Origin of the sequence: Janthinobacterium sp. 1_2014MBL_MicDiv, assembly GCF_001865675.1 — a bacterium.
Lineage (GTDB): Bacteria > Pseudomonadota > Gammaproteobacteria > Burkholderiales > Burkholderiaceae_D > Janthinobacterium.
In genome coordinates this window covers 5553978-5570278 of the sequence record NZ_CP011319.1, presented here as the reverse complement: position 1 = coordinate 5570278, position 16301 = coordinate 5553978, and the positions used below count along the sequence as shown (strand labels likewise).

At 66.2% G+C, this 16301-nt stretch carries 13 protein-coding genes; 5 read left to right on the top strand and 8 right to left on the bottom strand.

The window, feature by feature from the left end; translation table 11 throughout:
• The first annotated feature begins 205 nt into the window (after positions 1-205).
• A complete protein-coding gene (gene queC / locus YQ44_RS24105) occupies positions 206-919 on the top strand; it encodes a 7-cyano-7-deazaguanine synthase QueC (RefSeq protein WP_071325541.1) in 714 nt (237 codons plus the stop codon).
• Between the two features lie 90 nt (positions 920-1009).
• Positions 1010-1915 carry a sterol desaturase family protein gene (locus YQ44_RS24100; RefSeq protein ID WP_071325540.1) on the top strand — a complete coding sequence of 302 codons (906 nt, stop codon included), beginning with the start codon at positions 1010-1012 and terminating at the stop codon, positions 1913-1915.
• Here YQ44_RS24100 and YQ44_RS24095 read toward each other — a convergent pair.
• From YQ44_RS24095 to YQ44_RS24075, 5 genes are all read right to left on the bottom strand, one after another.
• Positions 1899-2582 carry a helix-turn-helix domain-containing protein gene (locus YQ44_RS24095; protein WP_071325539.1) on the bottom strand — a complete coding sequence of 228 codons (684 nt, stop codon included), beginning with the start codon at positions 2580-2582 and terminating at the stop codon, positions 1899-1901. The genes YQ44_RS24100 and YQ44_RS24095 overlap by 17 nt on opposite strands.
• A gap of 46 nt (positions 2583-2628) precedes the next feature.
• Positions 2629-3855 (bottom strand): RhtX/FptX family siderophore transporter, encoded by a 1227-nt coding sequence (locus YQ44_RS24090; protein ID WP_071325538.1) that lies wholly within the window; start codon positions 3853-3855, stop codon positions 2629-2631.
• The gene (locus tag YQ44_RS24085; RefSeq protein WP_071325537.1) at positions 3852-4250 is read right to left on the bottom strand and encodes a cupin domain-containing protein; all 399 of its coding nucleotides are present in this window, start codon (positions 4248-4250) and stop codon (positions 3852-3854) included. Before YQ44_RS24085 ends, YQ44_RS24090 begins: the two co-directional genes overlap by 4 nt.
• Positions 4251-4258: 8 nt before the next feature.
• A complete protein-coding gene (locus tag YQ44_RS24080; protein WP_071325536.1) occupies positions 4259-6379 on the bottom strand; it encodes a TonB-dependent siderophore receptor in 2121 nt (706 codons plus the stop codon).
• A 107-nt stretch (positions 6380-6486) separates the two neighbouring features.
• Positions 6487-7362: a helix-turn-helix transcriptional regulator gene (locus tag YQ44_RS24075; RefSeq protein ID WP_071325535.1), complete on the bottom strand. Its 876-nt coding sequence runs from the start codon at positions 7360-7362 to the stop codon at positions 6487-6489.
• Between the two features lie 260 nt (positions 7363-7622).
• Between YQ44_RS24075 and YQ44_RS24070 the strand changes: the two genes are divergently transcribed.
• Entirely contained in the window at positions 7623-10667 is a 3045-nt protein-coding gene (locus YQ44_RS24070; RefSeq protein WP_071325534.1) for a CHASE domain-containing protein, read from the top strand.
• Here the strand turns inward: YQ44_RS24070 and YQ44_RS24065 are convergent, their stop codons facing one another.
• The gene (locus YQ44_RS24065) at positions 10668-11042 is read right to left on the bottom strand and encodes a hypothetical protein (RefSeq protein WP_071325533.1); all 375 of its coding nucleotides are present in this window, start codon (positions 11040-11042) and stop codon (positions 10668-10670) included.
• Positions 11043-11253: 211 nt separating this feature from the next.
• On the opposite strand from YQ44_RS24065, the gene YQ44_RS24060 reads away from it, so the two are divergent.
• Positions 11254-11490 carry a hypothetical protein gene (locus YQ44_RS24060; RefSeq protein ID WP_071325532.1) on the top strand — a complete coding sequence of 79 codons (237 nt, stop codon included), beginning with the start codon at positions 11254-11256 and terminating at the stop codon, positions 11488-11490.
• Positions 11491-11574: 84 nt separating this feature from the next.
• Here YQ44_RS24060 and YQ44_RS24055 read toward each other — a convergent pair whose 3' ends face one another.
• A complete protein-coding gene (locus YQ44_RS24055; RefSeq protein ID WP_071325531.1) occupies positions 11575-12213 on the bottom strand; it encodes an Npun_F0296 family exosortase-dependent surface protein in 639 nt (212 codons plus the stop codon).
• Positions 12214-12572: 359 nt separating this feature from the next.
• On the opposite strand from YQ44_RS24055, the gene YQ44_RS24050 reads away from it, so the two are divergent.
• Positions 12573-13085, top strand: a complete 513-nt coding sequence (locus YQ44_RS24050) for a hypothetical protein (protein WP_071325530.1) — start codon at positions 12573-12575, stop codon at positions 13083-13085.
• Between the two features lie 27 nt (positions 13086-13112).
• On the opposite strand, the gene YQ44_RS24045 is transcribed toward YQ44_RS24050, so the two are convergent.
• Entirely contained in the window at positions 13113-16295 is a 3183-nt protein-coding gene (locus YQ44_RS24045; RefSeq protein ID WP_071325529.1) for an efflux RND transporter permease subunit, read from the bottom strand.
• Between the last annotated feature and the right edge of the window lie 6 nt (positions 16296-16301).

The window sequence follows — 16301 nt, the reverse complement described above, 5'->3', positions numbered from 1 at the left end:
GTGCCAAAATTCGTGGTCGTGTCGCCTTGCCGGCGGCTGTGTGCCGTATGGGTCGTGCAGAAAACATGGTGCTCCAGATGAGTAAATGCTGACTGCATGTTACCGGAATAGGTAAACTGATGGCGGACGAATAAGTATTTTTTGCACGGGGAATCATGTTTCCCCGCGCACTATTGGACAGAATAAAACTGAAAAGAAAGAAATTATGCTAGCAACTGACTCCGCACTCGTGCTCTTTAGCGGTGGGCAAGATTCCACCACCTGCCTGGCCTGGGCCCTCAAGCACTATAGCCGCGTGGAAACGATTGGCTTCGACTATGGCCAGCGCCATGCGATCGAGCTGACGGTGCGTCCCGGCGTGCTCGAGCAGATGCGCCAGCAGTCGCCCGAGTGGGACAGCCGCCTCGGCCCTGATCACATGATAGACCTGTCGCTGATTTCCGCCATTTCCGATACGGCCATGACGCAGAACGTCGAGATCGTCATGCAGGAAAACGGCTTGCCGAACACCTTCGTTCCTGGGCGCAACTTGCTGTTCATGACGGTGGCCGCCACCGTGGCCTACCGCCGCGGCTTGACGGTGCTCGTGGGCGGCATGTGCGAGACGGATTTCTCCGGCTATCCGGATTGCCGCGACGACACGATGAAGGCGCTGCAAGTGGCCCTGAACCTGGGCATGAACACGCGCCTGAAACTGGAAACGCCGCTGATGTGGCTGGACAAGGCGCAAAGCTGGGACCTGGCGGAAGACCTGGGCGGCCAGCCGCTGGTCGACCTGATCCGCAGCGGCACGCACACCTGCTACCTGGGCGAGCGCGGCGAGCTGCACGCCTGGGGCTATGGCTGCGGCACCTGCCCGGCCTGCGCCCTGCGCGCCAACGGCTATCAGCAATACGCGGCGAAAAAGGCGGCCGAGTAAGCTGCCCAATACGCAGTTTGCGCCGTTTCTTCAAGCGGCGCGGCAGGGAGGACGGCCATGCTGTGGTTTTTGCCACAGGAGAACCTTGCCATGAAATCCCTCTTTGCCGCGCTGTACGGCCCCGTGTTCTGGGCCGGCTTCATCGGCGCCGCCACCTGGCTGGTGGCGTACCGCCAGCATGCGTTCTGGGTCTTGCCGCCGCTGTTGCTGCTGGCCCTGCTGACGTCCTTTCTTGCCGAGCGTTATCTGCCGTATGACGGCACGTGGAACCATGCGCATGGCGATGGCTGGCGCGACAGCCTGCACGCGCTCGTCAATGAAGCGTTGTACCTGCTGGGCCTGGCCGCCTTTCCCCTGCTGGCCGGACACATGGCGCTGGGGGACTTCTGGCCCGGCGCCTGGCCGTTCTGGGGGCAGTTGCTGCTGGCGATACTCATCGCCGACTGCGGCATCACCGTCGTGCATTACCTGAGCCACCGTTATTATTTCCTGTGGAAACTGCACGCCGTGCACCACAGCGTGCGGCGCCTGTACGGTTTCAATGGCTGGATGAAACATCCCTTGCACCTGCTGCTGGAAGCGGCGGGCGGCATGCTGCCCTTGCTGCTGCTGGGCATCCCGGAAAGCGTCATGGCCGTGCTGGCGTTTGCCGTGGCCATCCAGTTGTTGCTGCAGCATGCGAACGTCGACATGCGCATGGGCCCGCTGCGCCAGATCTTTGCCTGGGCGCCGCTGCACCGTTTCCACCACATGAAATACGGTACGGCAGGCGACGTGAATTTCGGCCTGTTCTTTACCTGCTGGGATCGCTTGCTGGGCACCCGCTTCGACGCCCCCGCCTACCGCATGACGGGCGATGACCTCGGCATCGGCAGCCGCCCCGATTATCCCGTCGCATATGGCGCGCAGCTGCTCGAGCCGTTCCGCGCGGAAGAGGGCGTGCGCGCGCCCGAATTGCCGGCCGGCTTGAAATCGGCGCTTAATCGAGCAGCTTGACGTTGAGCTGGCGCAAGCTGCGGTCGGCGCGCACGCCGAACAGGCTGCGCATGGTGCGCGAAAAATGCGCGGCGTCGGCAAAGCCGGCCGCGTGCGCGGCGTGGGTCAAGGTATTGCCGAGCAGGATAAAGCGGATGGCCAGGCGCAGGCGGCGCCACAGCACGAGGCGCCGCACGGGCAAGCCCAGCTGCGCACTGAACAGGCGCTCCAGCTGGCTCAGCGACAAATGCGCCGCGTCGGCCACGGCGGACGCGCTGACCTTGCCGGACAACAAGGCATCGACCTGGTCCAGCGCCCGCTGCAGGCGCGCGTCGGCCAGCTGCTGGCGCGGCTGAGCCTGCAGTGAGGCGGCCAGGCTGTCCAGCGTGGGCTCGTGCACGCCGTCCTGCGCCGCCAGCAGGGCCGCCACGCCCAGGCATTGGGGCTCCGCATAGATGGTGAACAGGGGAGCCGGCGCGGCCACGATGGCGTGCGGGCGCAGGCTGGCCACCAGCAGGCGCTGCGCCGTATGGATGCTACCGTCGAGCTCTGCGGTGAAGGGCGTGCCCGTGCTCAGCATCAGCTGGTGCGCATAATGGGCGTGGCTGTCCGTGGCGCCCGCTTCGCCATGCAGGATGGCAAAGTCAGGCGCCAGCCACAGCGTGCCCTGCCAGCGGTCGTCGAGCAAGCGATGCTCCTGAGTCTGTAATGGGCATCACTGTACAGCACGGCATTCAGGCCGGCTGGCGCTGCTGCGCCAGGCGGCGCGCCAGCAGCATGGCCAGCAGCGCACAGGCGATGCCGAGGGCAAAGCTGCCGCCATAGCCGGCGGCGGCCGCCACGCCCGTCAGGGTGGACGAGGTGAGGATTTCACCGCCGTCGCGCATGCTTTGCACGGCCGTCATGTCCGTGCCCGCCTGGCCGCTCTGGCTGGCAAATTGCATGGCCATGGTCAGCATGGAGACGGATGCGCAACCGGCGCCAAAGCAGCCCAGCGCCGTCGCCAGCCAGACCAGGCTGGACGGCATGGGCGCCGCCATGGCGGCCAGCCACAGCCACAGGCCGGCCGCGGCGGCCGACGCGCCTATGCCCAGCAGGAAGACGCGCCGGGCGCCATGGCGGCCGATCAGCCAGGCGCCGCCGCCACAGCCCAGCAGCACTGTGACCATGCCACCGGCCACGCCCACCTGGCCGACGGCTTCCAGCGGCCAGCCGGCGTCGACCAGCAGCAGTTTCGACAGGCCATAGCCGGCGACGGCCGTCATCGACGACAGGAAGGCGATGCCCAGCAGCGCGGGCGCGCCGGGGCGGCCGATGAAGCCGCGCAAGCTGGCCTTGCGCGCTGCCGGGACCGCAGCGGGCCGCGCGGCTCCGAGCGCAGTTTCGCGCCACGACACGACGAGCAGCAGGCTGGCCGCGCCGATGGCCGCGAGCGCCAGCAGCGCCGCGCGCTGGCCGAACATGCCCGACAGCATCAACACCCCGGAGCCGCCCGTGAAGAAGCCGACCATTGTGCCGCCCACCTGCAAGGCATTGGCGCGGCCCAGCGCGGCGCCGTCGAAGCGTTCGGCCAGCATGCCGTCGGTGGCGATATCCTGCGTGGCGCTGGCCAGCGAACCGAGCGCGGCCAGGGCGACGATCAGCGGCGCGCTGGCGGCGGACAGGCCCAGCAGCGCGGCGCCCAGCAGGCAGGCGGTGGCCAGCGCCTGCATCGGCAGCAGCCAGCTGCGGCGCCGGCCCAGGCGCGCATTCCAGCGGTTGTCGACCTGCGCCGCCCAGAGAAATTTCAGCACCCAGGGCAAGCCCACGAGCGGCAAAAAGGCCAGGCTGTCGAGCGGCGCGCCGTCGCGGCGCAGCATGGCCGGCAGCGCTTCCATGGCCAGTCCAAGCGGCACGCCCTGCGTGAAGTACAGGGCCGCCACCATCAGCCACAGGTGAGCCCGCTGCAGCGCCGGCCTCATGCGGCACCGCCCACTTTGCGGTGTTCGCTGCCGATGCTGGGCGTGATGAACAGCAGGCGTCCGGGCGCGTGCACCTGCAGCCGGTGCCAGGTGCCGCGCGCCACGATGCACGCTTGTCCCGCCTGCATGGCGATGCGGCGTTCCGCGCCGTCCTCCGCCTGCAGCACCAGTTCGATGCTGCCTTCGAGCAGGCACAGGGTTTCATCGCCGCGCGGGTGGCGTTCCCAATGGTCGCCATGCACGGATTGCGCGTCGCTGACGTGCTTGACGCCGATGATCCAGTCGGCGCGGCTCTTGCCGCGTGCATGGTAGGGCATGGCCTGCGCCAGCGCGTCGGCGTGCAGCGCCAGCAGGTGGCCGTCGAGGGGGAAAAGGGTGCAGTTGTCGTCGTTCATGGGGGACCTCAGTACTGGGCGCGCACGGACAGCATCACGCTGCGCGGCTCGCCATAGCGGTTGTTCCAGGCCGTGCCGGACAGGCTCTGGTAATAGTGTTTGTCGAACAGGTTGTTGACGTTGAGCGCGGCCGTAAAATGGCGGTCGATGCGCCAGCCCAGGCGGGCATTGGCCAGCGCATAGCCGCCCTGGCGCAAGGTCACGCCGCCCGAGGTGACGCTGTAGCGGCTCTGCGCCTGCAAGCCCAGTCCGGCGCTCAGGCGCCGCGTGCCCCACGGCAGGGTGGCGTTGGCCCACGCGCGCACGATGTGGGCGGGCGCGAAGCTGGCAAACGCCTGGCCCTGCGACTGGGCGTCCTTCAGGTAGCGCGTCGTGTTGTAGCTGTAGCCGGCCGACAGGTTCAGGTCGGGCGTCAGCTGGCCGTTCGCCTCCGCTTCCAGGCCGCGGCTCTGCACTTCGCCGCCCGCGATGTAGTAGCAGACGTTGCCCGCGCAGGGGAAGTTCGGGTCTTCCTGGGCCCGCTTGTTCTGGCGGATCTGGTAGACGGCCAGGGACACGTCCAGCTTGCCATTGGCCAGCGTGCCTTTCACGCCCGCTTCCAGGTTGTTGCCCGTCACGGGATCGAGCGTCTTGCCGTCGATGCTGGTCTGGCTTTGCGGCTGGAATACCTGCGTGTAGCTGCCATAGCCCGACCATTGCGGCGAGAGGGCGTAGACCAGGCCGCCGTACGGCGTCAGCTGGGTGTCCGGTTCGACTGTCGCCGTGCGCGTTTCCTGCTTCCAGCGGCTCAGGCGCGCACCCGTGATGGCCGTCAGCGCATCGCTGAGGTGGAAACGCGCCATGGCGTAGGCGCCCCACTGGCTGACCGTGGTCGGGCCGCGCGAGGCATAGGCGCCCGTGGCCGGTTCCGCCAGCGCGTACGGGTTCCAGTGCAACACGTCATACGTGCCTTTGAACGGCGGCAGGAAGCTAGCCGAGAACTGCTCGCTGGATGTGTGCTGGACGTTGGCGCCCAGCAACAACTCATGCTGGCGGCCGCCCAGGCTGAAGGGGCCGCTGGCATAGGCATCCACGCTGTTCTGGCGGTTGTCGAAGCGGTAGGCGGCGCCCATTACGCTCGAGGACGGGCGCTGGTCGCGGCGCGCGGCGCCATACGCGCCCGCGTATTGCAGGAAGGAGTCGCCGGACAAGTGATTCGCTTGCACCTTGGCTTGCCAGCCATTGGCAAAATGCTGTTCCAGGCTGGCGAAGACGCGCTGGGTATCCCAGTCGAACTGGTCCCATGCCGCATCGAGATAGGTGGAGCGCGGCAAGCCGATATCGCCGCCGTCCGCATAGCGCGGCACGCCCGCCATGTTGGTGATGGAACGGATGCGCTGTTTCTGGGCGCCCACACTGAGCACGCTGCCGGGCGCCAGGTCCAGTTCGCCTACGGCATACAGGTTGCTGCTGTTCTGTTGCGCCACGTCGTAGAAAAAGCCCCGTTCCTCATGCGTGGCGACGACGCGCGCGCGCAGCGTGGCAGCGGCGTTCAGGGGGCCGCCGAAGTCGGCTTCGCCGCGGCGGCGGTCCCAGCTGCCAGCCGACAGCGCGCCTTGCGCGGCGAAGGTCTTTTGCGGCCGCTTGGCCACCAGGTTGACGGTGGCGGCAGGGTTGCCGCTGCCATGCAGCAAGCCGTTGGCGCCGCGCAGGATTTCCACGCGCTCCAGCATCGCCATGTCTTGCTGGGGACTGGCCATGTTGCCCATCAGTATGGGGACGCCATCCTGCTCGAAGGAATCAATCTTGAAACCGCGCGCATAGTAGGCCGTGGTCAGCAGCTGGAACGGCTGCACGGTGGTGCCCGTCGCTTGCTGCAGCACATCGTCGAGCGTATGCAGGTTTTGCTCCTGCATGCGTTCCTGGCTGATGATGCTGAGCGACTGCGGCGTCTCCTTCAGCGAGGCGCCCGTCTTGCCCATGTTCGCGCCCGCTTCGCGCGTGGCCGTGACGGCGATGACGGGCAGGCTGGCCTCGGGCTCGGGGGCGTCGGCCGCCTGCGCCAGCTGGCTGGTGGCGAGCGCGGCCATGAGGTGCAGGGTATGCCGGAACCAGCGCAGGCCGCGTGGGGGAAGAAAAAACATTGCCATGAAAAACCGCACCTTTCGTATTGAGAATCAATCTCAATATGGTACGGAGTGCCGGTGCCGGCGCGTTAAGGATTGCCGCTGTTTTCCTGGCGATTGCGCGTATTCCGTCAGGCGCAGCGCATGTCGCTGGGGGAAACGCCGTAGCGCTGCCGGAAGACCTTGCTGAAATGGGAGTCCGTATAGCCGCAGGCGTGCGCCGCGTCGGCCACGCTGATGTTGCCGGACGCCAGCATGCGGTAAGCGAGTTCCAGCCGCTGCTCGCGCACGTAGGCGAAGACGCTGGTACCGAACAGCTGGCGGAAGCCCTGGCTCAGCGTGCTGGCGTTGGTGCCGGCCAGGCGCGCCAGCTCCGGCAGGGTGGGCGGCGCGTGCAGGCGCTGCAGCAGGATGTCGCGCGCCTGCTGCAGGCTGCGCAGCTGTCGCGTGCCGGGCGCCGCCGCGTGCGTGCGCGTGTCCGCCAGGCCGTCCATCACGGCGGCCGTCAGTTCCAGCGCCTTGCCGGATAAATACAGCTGGCGCAGCGGCCCGGCAAGCGGACACAGCATGATCTGCCTGCCCAGCGCCTGCAGCGCCTTGCCGGCGCGCCCGTTCGCCGTCGCCATCGCCTGCCGCGTGGCCGGGGCGATACGCCGCGCCAACGAACCCAGTTCGGCGCCGAAAGTGTCGTGCAGGGCATCCATCGGCATGCGCACGCTCAGATACTGCAGAGCTTGCCGTGCGGCATAGCAGTGGCTGACGGCGAATGGCGTTTCGCTCAGGCTGATGTGGAAGGCCGGGCCTTCGACATTGACGGCGCCGCCGCTTTGCAATTGATAGTCAAGCTGGCCGCCCAGTACCAGCACCAGTTTCAGGCCTGCCTCGTTGTGCTCGATGCTGTGCGCCGGCTCGGCAAAAGACAGGGTGCCGGCGCGCAGTTCCAGTCTGGGCGTGGCCAGCGGCAGTTGCCAGGAAGCGTCGTTGGGGAGAAGCGGCGGGGAGGGCATGTTGGCGGCGTGGAGGAGAAGCGGGATGATAATTATAAATGAGAATCATTATCATTTATGGTGGCGACGACTTTATGCCGGGAAAACTCAGTTGCAACTTCGCAAGATGTAGTCTTTTTTACACAAAATACGGCATTGCAAGCCATCCTGCTGTAACGTACTATCATTCTCATCAACTACTGATGGTAGTTGTTCAGCCCGCTGCCAGCGCCGTTCCGGGCGCTGCCGCGGTGTGATTGTCGTTCAGCTTTCAGTCCGTCATGCAAACACGCGCGCCCTCGTCGTGGTTTTCCAAGCCGGTATCGCACTGGGTGGGCCCGCGCCTGTGCGCCATGCTGGTGCTGGCGCTGTGCCTGGGCCTGACGTATGGCGCCTGGCGCAACGCCAGTGACGCCAGCGAGCAGCAGGTGCGGGCCGATTTTGATTTCCGCGTGCGCGAACTGGTGGGCAGCATCGTCAGTCGCATGCAGACCTATATCCAGGTGCTGCATGGCGTGCAGGGCCTGTATGCGAGCTCGCAGGAAGTCACGCGCGGCGAATTCCATGCCTACCTGGCCGTGCAGCAGGTGGACCGTCATTTTCCCGGCATCCACGGCGTCGGCTTCCTGCCGCTGCTGCCCGGCAGCGCGCGCGCGCGGCACGAGGCCAGCGTGCGCGCCGAGGGCTATGCCGGCTACGCCGTGCGTCCGCCGGGCCAGCGCGCCTGGCATGCGCCGATCACGTATCTGGAACCTTTGAGCGACAGCAACCTGCTGGCGTTCGGCTATGACATCCTGTCCGAACCGGTGCGCCGCGCGGCGCTGGAACAGGCGCGCGACACGGGCCAGGCCGCCATGACGGGCAAGATCCGCCTGGTGCAGGATGGCGGCAATAGCGGGGTGTATGGCTTCCTGATCGTGCTGCCCGTGTATGAGAATGGCTTGCCGCATGGCACGCAGGAACAGCGGCGCGCCGCCCTGCGGGCCTGGGTCTTTGCGCCGTTTCGCATGGGCGACCTGATGGCGGGCGTGGGCGGCGAGGCGTCGCGCCAGCTGGACCTGGAAATCTACGACGGCGCGCAGCTGGACGAGGCGGCCCTCATGTACGACAGCCTGCCGGGCGCGCTGTCGGCGCAGGCGTCGACGGCGCTGGCGTCGCGGCAGGCCCTCACGATCGCCGGCCATGCGTGGACCTTGCGCGTGCGCGCCATGCCCGGTTTCGATGGCGAGCTGCTGGAGCGGCCGCTGGCGGTGGCCTGGACGGGCGTGCTGGTCAGCGTGGCGCTGGCCATGGCGGCGTGGCTGCTGGCGGCCAGCCGGGCCCGCGCGCAGGCGGCGCTGGCGCGCTCGAGCGAGCTGGCCGGCCAGCTCGAGCAGGGGCAGGCCAGCGTGCTGGCGATGGCCAGCGCGGCCCAGCGCAGCCAGGCCATGCTGCGCAGCATCCTCGATTCCACCATCGACGGCATCCTCGTCGACAGCCTCGATGGCCGCATCTTCACGTCGAACCGGCGCTTCCGCGACTTGTGGCAGGTGCCCGATGCGCTCGACTGGCAAGCCGATGGCGAGGCGCTGGTGCGCCATGTCGCCAGCCAGCTCGAGCAGGCTGCACCGTTCCTCGGCGCGCGTGGCCATGCGCCGCACGGCCACCGCGAGCGGCGCGATGTGCTGCACCTGCGCGATGGGCGGGTGATCGAGCAGTATGTGCGCAGCATGCAGTTGGGTAACGAGCAGGCGCGGCTGTGGACCTTCCGCGATATCAGCGAGCGCAGCCAGATGGAGCGGCGCGAGCACACGCGGCGCCAGGTGCTGGAAATGCTGGCCACGGGCGCGCCGCTCGAGCGCGTGCTGGAAAGCGTGGTGCTCAGCGTGCAAGCCGACCATCCGGCCATGCTGTGCAGCATCCTGCTGCTCGACGAGAGCCGCCACCGCCTGGTGCTGGGCGCGGCGCCGGGCTTGCCCGCGTTTTTCAACCTGGCCAGCCATGGCCACGATCTCGACACCCTGCAGGGCGTGCACGGCATCGCCGCGCAAGCGCTGCGCGCCGGCCAGCGCGTGATCGTCGCCGACCTGCATGCCGAGGCCGATGAGCTGGGGACGATGGACCTGGCGTGGCGGGCCCAGCTGCACTCGTGCTGGGCCGAACCCGTGCGTGGCGGCTCGGGCAAGCTGCTGGGCGTATTGATGGCGTATCACCGCCAGCCCGCGCTGCCCGGCGCGGCCCATCTGGCGCGCCTGGGCGAGGCGGCGCACCTGGCCGGCATGGCCATCGAGCAGGCGCAGGTGGCGCTGGCGCTGCGGGCCGGCGAGGCGCGTTTCCGCAGCCTGTACGACCATGCGCCCGTGGCCCTGTGGGAACAGGACTGGTCGGCCGTGCGCGCCGCGCTCGATGCGCTGACGGCATCGGGCGTGAGCGACCTGGGCGCTTACTTCCAGGCCGATCCGGCCGCCTTGCCGCGGCTGGCGGGGCTGGTGCGCATCATCGACGCGAATGGTGCCGCGCTGGCGCAGGTGCGCGCCAACGAGGAGGACCAGCGCCGTGGCGCGCTGGGCCTGGCGCAAAATTTCGACGACAGCGCCTTGCCGCGCTTTGGCGACGCGTTGCTGGCGCTGGCTGGTGGCGCTCACCTGTACGAGTGCGAAAGCAGCTTCGTGCGTCTCGATGGCGCGGTCCGGCAGAATGAACTGAGCCTGCTGGTGATGCCGGGGCATGCGGACAGCCTGGACTTCGTCATGGTGTCATCGCTCGACATCACCGAGCGCAAGCGCATGAATGCGGAATTGCTGCAACTGGCGACCACCGACTTCCTCACCAACTTGCCGAACCGGCGCCAGTTCATGGCAGCGCTGGAAAATGAGCATGCCCGCTTGCAACGTGAACTGGCCAGTTGCGCCAGCGTGCTGATGCTCGATATCGATCACTTCAAGCGTGTCAACGATGACCATGGCCATGCCGTCGGCGATGCCGTGCTGCGCCATCTGGGCGCGCTGATGTGCCAGGTTCTGCGCAAGGTCGATGTGCCGGGCCGCGTGGGCGGCGAGGAATTCGCCATCTTGCTGCCGGGGACGGATTTGCCGGCGGCGGCCATATTCGCCGAGCGCTTGCGCCGGCGCGTCGCGGACAGCGCGCTGACCACCGACGGCGGCATCGTGATCACCGTCACGGTCAGCATCGGCATGGCGGCCATGGCCGGTACCGATGCCGATTGCGACGCCGTGCTGGCGCGCGCCGACGAGGCGCTGTACCGTGCCAAGCGGGGCGGGCGCAACCGCATCGAGCAGAACGATGGCGGCAGCGACGGCGTGCTCAGCAAGTTCATGGCGCAGTGATTACAGGCTGTGCTGGCGGGCTTGCGCCTGCTTGCGGTTGCGGCTGACCAGCAGCCAGACGATGGCGACGGGGATCAGCAGCGGCAGCAGCACGGGTGTGCTGAGCAGCAGCGCCAGCAGCACGCAAAAGGCGACGACGGCCACCAGCACCATGCCCACGCCCGCCAGGACCACGCCCGTGACGACGGCGGCGAACACCAGCGCGATGGCCGCGATCAGCAAGCCGCCACCGGCGAAGACCAGCGCGCACAGGGCGCCCAGCGGGCCGTCGACTTCGTCGCCGTCGATGTGCATGATCATATCGTGGGAACCTATCTTGTCGAGCAACATGTAGGCGAGGACGAAGATCAGGGAAAACGCGAGAATTTTTTTCATGACAGCCTCTGTGTGATGGGAATCGGTTGCAGCATGGTCACACTGTAGTGGCGTGCCGGGAGGGCCGCCAGCGGCGTGCGACAGGCGGTCATTTTCACGGTATGGAAGGTCGGCGGCGGGCAGGAAACGCTGATCGGGAACAAGATTTCTTTTCTTGTAATACGCGCAAGCCGTCCTATACTGAATACCTCAGTCTCGCAAGGAGGGCAACATGCTTTTGTTTGCAGATACCGGGGATCAATCGCTATCCCCCCTGGACCATCGCAGCACGCGCCAGCGCAGCGCCACGCAGTCTTGTGCCGAGCCCGTCGGCGCGCCATCGGCGATTCCACCGATCATCATCACGCCCTTCAACTACCATGCGCCGCTGCCGGCCATCGACCCGCGCTGGATACCGCCGGGCCCGCCGCTGACGTGGCCGAACCGGCCCGCCATGTCCATGTGTTGAGGCTGCTCCAGAGCGTTGCCGTCCAGGCGATGGCTGGTCGTGAAAAAAGCCCGCGTCGCGGGCTTTGGCTTGCGCATGGCCGTGTTATGACGCTTTGCGGCGCAGCATGAAACCCAGCAGGCCCAGGCCGGCCAGCAGCATGGCATACGTGCCCGGTTCCGGTACGGCGGCGATGTAGGCGTGGTTGTCGCTTTCAAACGCGTTCGTGTTCGGCGAGTGGAAGGCGACCGAGGTGAAGCTCGCCCCCTGGCCGGCCCAGGCGTTGATGTACAGGCCGACGGACTGGTCGCCATTCGGGCTGACGCCGCCCAGTGCCGCCATTTGCGAACCGGTCAGGACGACCGTGCTGCTGTCGCCCATGGTGAAGACGATGCTGTTATACGTGTCGGGCGATCCCATGTAGAAACCAAAATAGCTGAGGCCGCCACTGAAGGTGGCCATCCCCGGCGTGATCTGGCCATCGGAAACGCCGACGGAATAGAAGGGCGTCAAATCGTTGGGCGGTTGCGCGGCATAGCTGGGGTGGTTGCTGGTAAACACGGCGCCCGTGTAGTTGCTTGGCAGTAAGCCATCGTTGAAGTTGATCGTCGTGGCGCCGGCGACGGAGGTGACGAGGCCTTCACCTGCCAGTGCCGTGCCGCCGGCAGTGAAGGTGGGGGCGGCGCTTGCAGTCGCGGTCGCGGCTGTCAGCGTGACCAGGGCCAGCGTAGTCAAGATTTTCATGTTGAGTCCCTCTGATGATTATAGGTGTATGCAGCGGTCATGGGCGATAGGAGTGCCTGGCATGGCGGTGCCGTGCGGCGGCCGGGGCGAGGGCGTCGCATGGGGAGAAAATTTCTTGTGGCCAAGCATTACTAAATGCAATATTTGAAATATAAAAAACACAATTCAGATTGCAAATGAATAATAGGTTTACTTGAGCAATATCAAAGCCCGATCACTAGAATAAGTCTACTAATTTGTCTCCTTGCCTTATTGCCGGGATCGACTATGGCGGGCGGCTGCTTACGGCAAGGCAAGACGGCACGGGCGGCCGATTTCGACTATCATGCTAGCCCCGACCTTCCACCACGAGCACCGCCATGAGTACCGATTTCTCCGCCTTTTCCGACGAACCGTCCGCGCAGGACAGTGACGCCCCGATCCAGGAACCGCGCCTGTGGGTGGGCAATGGCTGGACGGCGCGCGTGATCAAGAATGAGGAAGATGAGGGCTGGGCCGTGGCCATGATCAAGGATGGCGAACCGGAACCGGCCCTGGTGGGGCCGTGGACCATGGGCCGCGACAAGAAAAACCCGAAGCCGCTCGACGTCAACGCCTTCAACACGCTGGTCAAGACGGCCTCGGAAGTGCTGCGCCGCCATGAACAGCAGCTGCATGCGCAACTGCACAAGAACCTGTTTGTCGCCACCGACGAGGGCCAGGTGAAGGTGATGTTCGACATCGTGCCCGATGAAGACCACCCGTACGCCGAGCTGAGCGCCTACGACGCCGACGGCGAACAGATCGCCAAGGTGCGCACCTCGGCCGCCTTCAAGTTCAATGCCACTGCGGCGGCGAACTGGATCGAAGGCGGCTACCGCCGGCCGGGTTAAGCCGCTTGCGGTAGCGCGCCTCTCGTTCTATTTACTCAGCTGTACCGCCGCGCCTTCGGGCGCGGTGCGCATTTCCACCTCCTCTTGCCGGCGGTACGCCAGCCGGTACAAGAGCGGCAGCACCAGCAGGGTCAGGGCCGTCGACGACAGGATGCCGCCGATCACCACGGTGGCCAGCGGGCGCTGCACTTCGGCGCCCGTGCCCGTGGCAATGGCCATCGGCACGAAGCCCAGCGACGCCACCAGGGCCGTCATCAGGACGGGCCGCAGGCGCGTGATGGCCCCCTCGCGGATGGCGTCCTGCAGGGACATGCCCTGTTCGCGCAGCTGGCGGATATAGGCGATCATCACCAGGCCGTTCAGCACGGCCACGCCGGACAGGGCGATGAAGCCCACGGCCGCCGAGATCGACATGGGGATGTCGCGCAGCCACAGGGCGATGATGCCGCCCGTCAAGGCGAACGGGATGCCGCTAAAGACCAGCAAGCCATCCTTGACGTTGCCGAACATGGCAAACAGCAAGACGAAGACGAGGGCCAGCGCCACCGGCACCACCAGTTCCAGGCGTTTGGTGGCCGATTGCAGCTGCTCGAACTGGCCGCCCCAGCTGGTCCAGTAGCCGGGAGGAATGCTGACCTGCGCCTGCAGCTGTTGCGTCGCATCGGCCACGAACGAGCCGATATCGCGCCCGCGCACATTCGCGCTGATGACGATGCGGCGCTTGCCGTCTTCGCGGCTGATCTGGTTCGGCCCCGGCGCCACTTGCAGGCTGGCCACTTCGCCGAGCGGGATGAAGCGGGCACGGCCTTCCGCCGCCGCGCCCAGGGGCAGGGCGATGGGCAGGCGCTTCAATTGCTCGAGGTCGCTGCGCAGGCTGTCGGGCAGGCGCACGACGATGTCGAAGCGGCGGTCGCCCTGGAACAGGGTGCCCGCTTCCTGGCCGCCGATGGCCGTGGCGATGGCCGCTTGCACGTCGGCAATGTTGAGGCCATAGCGGGCCGTCTGCTCGCGGTCGATCTGCACCGTCAGCATGGGCAGCCCCGTCGTCTGCTCGACCTTCACTTCCGTGGCGCCCGGGATCTTGCCCAGCACGCCGGCAATCTTCGCCGCCGTGCCGTCGAGCACGGCCATGTCGTCGCCGAACAGTTTCACGGCCACGTCGCTGCGCACGCCGGAAATCAGCTCATTGAAGCGCAGCTGGATCGGTTGCGAAAACTCGTAGTTGTTGCCCGCCAAGCTGCTGGCCGTCGCCTCGATTTCCGCCAGCAATTGCTCGCGCGACTTCTTCGGCTGCGGCCACTGATCGCGCGGCTTGAGCATGATGTAGCCGTCGGAAATATTCGGCGGCATGGGGTCGGAGGCGATCTCGGCCGTTCCCGTGCGGGCGAACACGCGCGCGATTTCCTTGTGGCTGTCCATCAGCTTGCGTTCCAGCTGCTGCTGCATGGCCAGCGATTGCGTCAGGCTGGTGCCGGGGATGCGCAGGGCCTGGATGGCGATGTCGCCCTCGTTCAGGCTGGGCACGAATTCGCTGCCCATGCGCGTGGCGAGCAAGCCCGACAGCACGACGGCCACCGCCGCGCCTGTCAAGACGACGGGCGTGTTGCGCATCACCTTGTCGAGCAGCGGCGCATACCAGCGCTTGGCCGCGCGCATGATGGCGTTTTCCTTTTCCGCCACCTTGTCGCCGATAAACAGCGCCACGGCGGCGGGAATGAAGGTAATCGACAGCAGCATGGCACCGAGCAGGGCGATGACGACCGTCAGGGCCATCGGCGTGAACATCCGTCCTTCCACGCCGGTGAGGGCGAAGATGGGCAGGTACACGACCATGATGATCAGCTGACCATACAGCAGGGGGCGGCGCGCCTCTTGCGATGCGGCAAATACTTCGTGAAAACGTTCCTGCAGGGTCAGCGGCCGTCCCAGTTTCTGCTGTGCATGGGCCAGGCGGCGCACGCAGTTTTCCACGATCACCACGGCGCCATCGATGATGATGCCGAAGTCCAGCGCCCCCAGACTCATCAGGTTGGCGCTGACGTGGTATTGCACCATGCCCGTAAACGTGAACAGCATGGCCAGCGGAATCACCATGGCCGTGATGACGGCCGCGCGGATATTGCCGAGGAAGAGGAACAGGATGGCGATCACCAGCACGGCGCCTTCCAGCAGGTTTTTCTTCACCGTGTTGATGGCCTTGTCTACCAGCACCGTGCGGTCATACACGGTGACGGCGTGCACGCCTTTCGGCAGGCTGCGGTTGATCTCCACCATCTTCCTGTCGACGGCTTGCGAGACGGCGCGGCTGTTTTGCCCGATCAGCATGAAGACCGTGCCCAGCACCACTTCGCGGCCGTTTTCCGTGGCCGCGCCCGTGCGCAGCTCGCGCCCGATGAGCACGTCGGCCACGTCGCGGATGCGGATGGCCACGCCCTGCACGTTGGCGACGATGATGTTGGCGATGTCGTCCTTCGACGCCACCTGGCCCGGCGCGCGTATCAGCAGCTGTTCGCCCTGCCGCTCGATGTAGCCGGCGCCCACGTTGCCATTGTTGCGTTCGAGTGCCGTCACCACGTCTTGCAGGCTGATGCCGTAGGCGGCCAGTTTTTCCGGATACGGCGCCACCTGGTACTGCTTGGCGTAGCCGCCGATGGCATTGATTTCCGTCACGCCCGTGACATTGCGCAACTGCGGCTTGATGATCCAGTCCTGGATTTCGCGCAAGTCCGTTGGCGTGTACGGCGTGCCGTCCGGCTTTTTCGCACCGTCTTGCGTTTCCACCGTCCACAGGTAGATTTCGCCGAGGCCCGTGGAGACGGGCCCCATTTTCGGCGTAATGCCGGCCGGCAGGCTTTCCTTGGCTTCCTGCAGGCGCTCGTTGATCATCTGGCGGGCAAAATAAATGTCCGTGCCATCCTTGAAGATCACCGTCACCTGCGACAGGCCATAGCGCGACAGCGAGCGCGTCTGCTCCAGGTTCGGCAAGCCGGCCATGGCCGTCTCGATGGGGAAGGTGACCCTCTGCTCGGTTTCCAGCGGCGAGTAGCCGGCGGACTGGGTATTGATTTGCACCTGCACATTGGTGATATCGGGCACGGCGTCGATGGGCAGCTTCTGGTAGCTGTAGATGCCCAGGCCAGCCATGGCGGCCACGGCCAGCATCACCAGCCAGCGCTGCGCGATGGCAAAGCGGATCAAGCGTTCAAACATGATGGT

Excerpts from the sequence above, each read along its gene's own strand:
- YQ44_RS24085 (WP_071325537.1), bottom strand. The coding sequence starts at position 4,250 with ATGAACGACGACAACTGCACCCTTTTCCCCCTCGACGGCCACCTGCTG.
- YQ44_RS24090 (WP_071325538.1), bottom strand. The coding sequence starts at position 3,855 with ATGAGGCCGGCGCTGCAGCGGGCTCACCTGTGGCTGATGGTGGCGGCC.
- YQ44_RS24100 (WP_071325540.1), top strand. The coding sequence starts at position 1,010 with ATGAAATCCCTCTTTGCCGCGCTGTACGGCCCCGTGTTCTGGGCCGGC.
- YQ44_RS24060 (WP_071325532.1), top strand. The coding sequence starts at position 11,254 with ATGCTTTTGTTTGCAGATACCGGGGATCAATCGCTATCCCCCCTGGAC.
- YQ44_RS24050 (WP_071325530.1), top strand. The coding sequence starts at position 12,573 with ATGAGTACCGATTTCTCCGCCTTTTCCGACGAACCGTCCGCGCAGGAC.
- queC (WP_071325541.1), top strand. The coding sequence starts at position 206 with ATGCTAGCAACTGACTCCGCACTCGTGCTCTTTAGCGGTGGGCAAGAT.
- YQ44_RS24045 (WP_071325529.1), bottom strand. The coding sequence starts at position 16,295 with ATGTTTGAACGCTTGATCCGCTTTGCCATCGCGCAGCGCTGGCTGGTG.
- YQ44_RS24065 (WP_071325533.1), bottom strand. The coding sequence starts at position 11,042 with ATGAAAAAAATTCTCGCGTTTTCCCTGATCTTCGTCCTCGCCTACATG.
- YQ44_RS24055 (WP_071325531.1), bottom strand. The coding sequence starts at position 12,213 with ATGAAAATCTTGACTACGCTGGCCCTGGTCACGCTGACAGCCGCGACC.
- YQ44_RS24070 (WP_071325534.1), top strand. The coding sequence starts at position 7,623 with ATGCAAACACGCGCGCCCTCGTCGTGGTTTTCCAAGCCGGTATCGCAC.
- YQ44_RS24080 (WP_071325536.1), bottom strand. The coding sequence starts at position 6,379 with ATGGCAATGTTTTTTCTTCCCCCACGCGGCCTGCGCTGGTTCCGGCAT.
- YQ44_RS24075 (WP_071325535.1), bottom strand. The coding sequence starts at position 7,362 with ATGCCCTCCCCGCCGCTTCTCCCCAACGACGCTTCCTGGCAACTGCCG.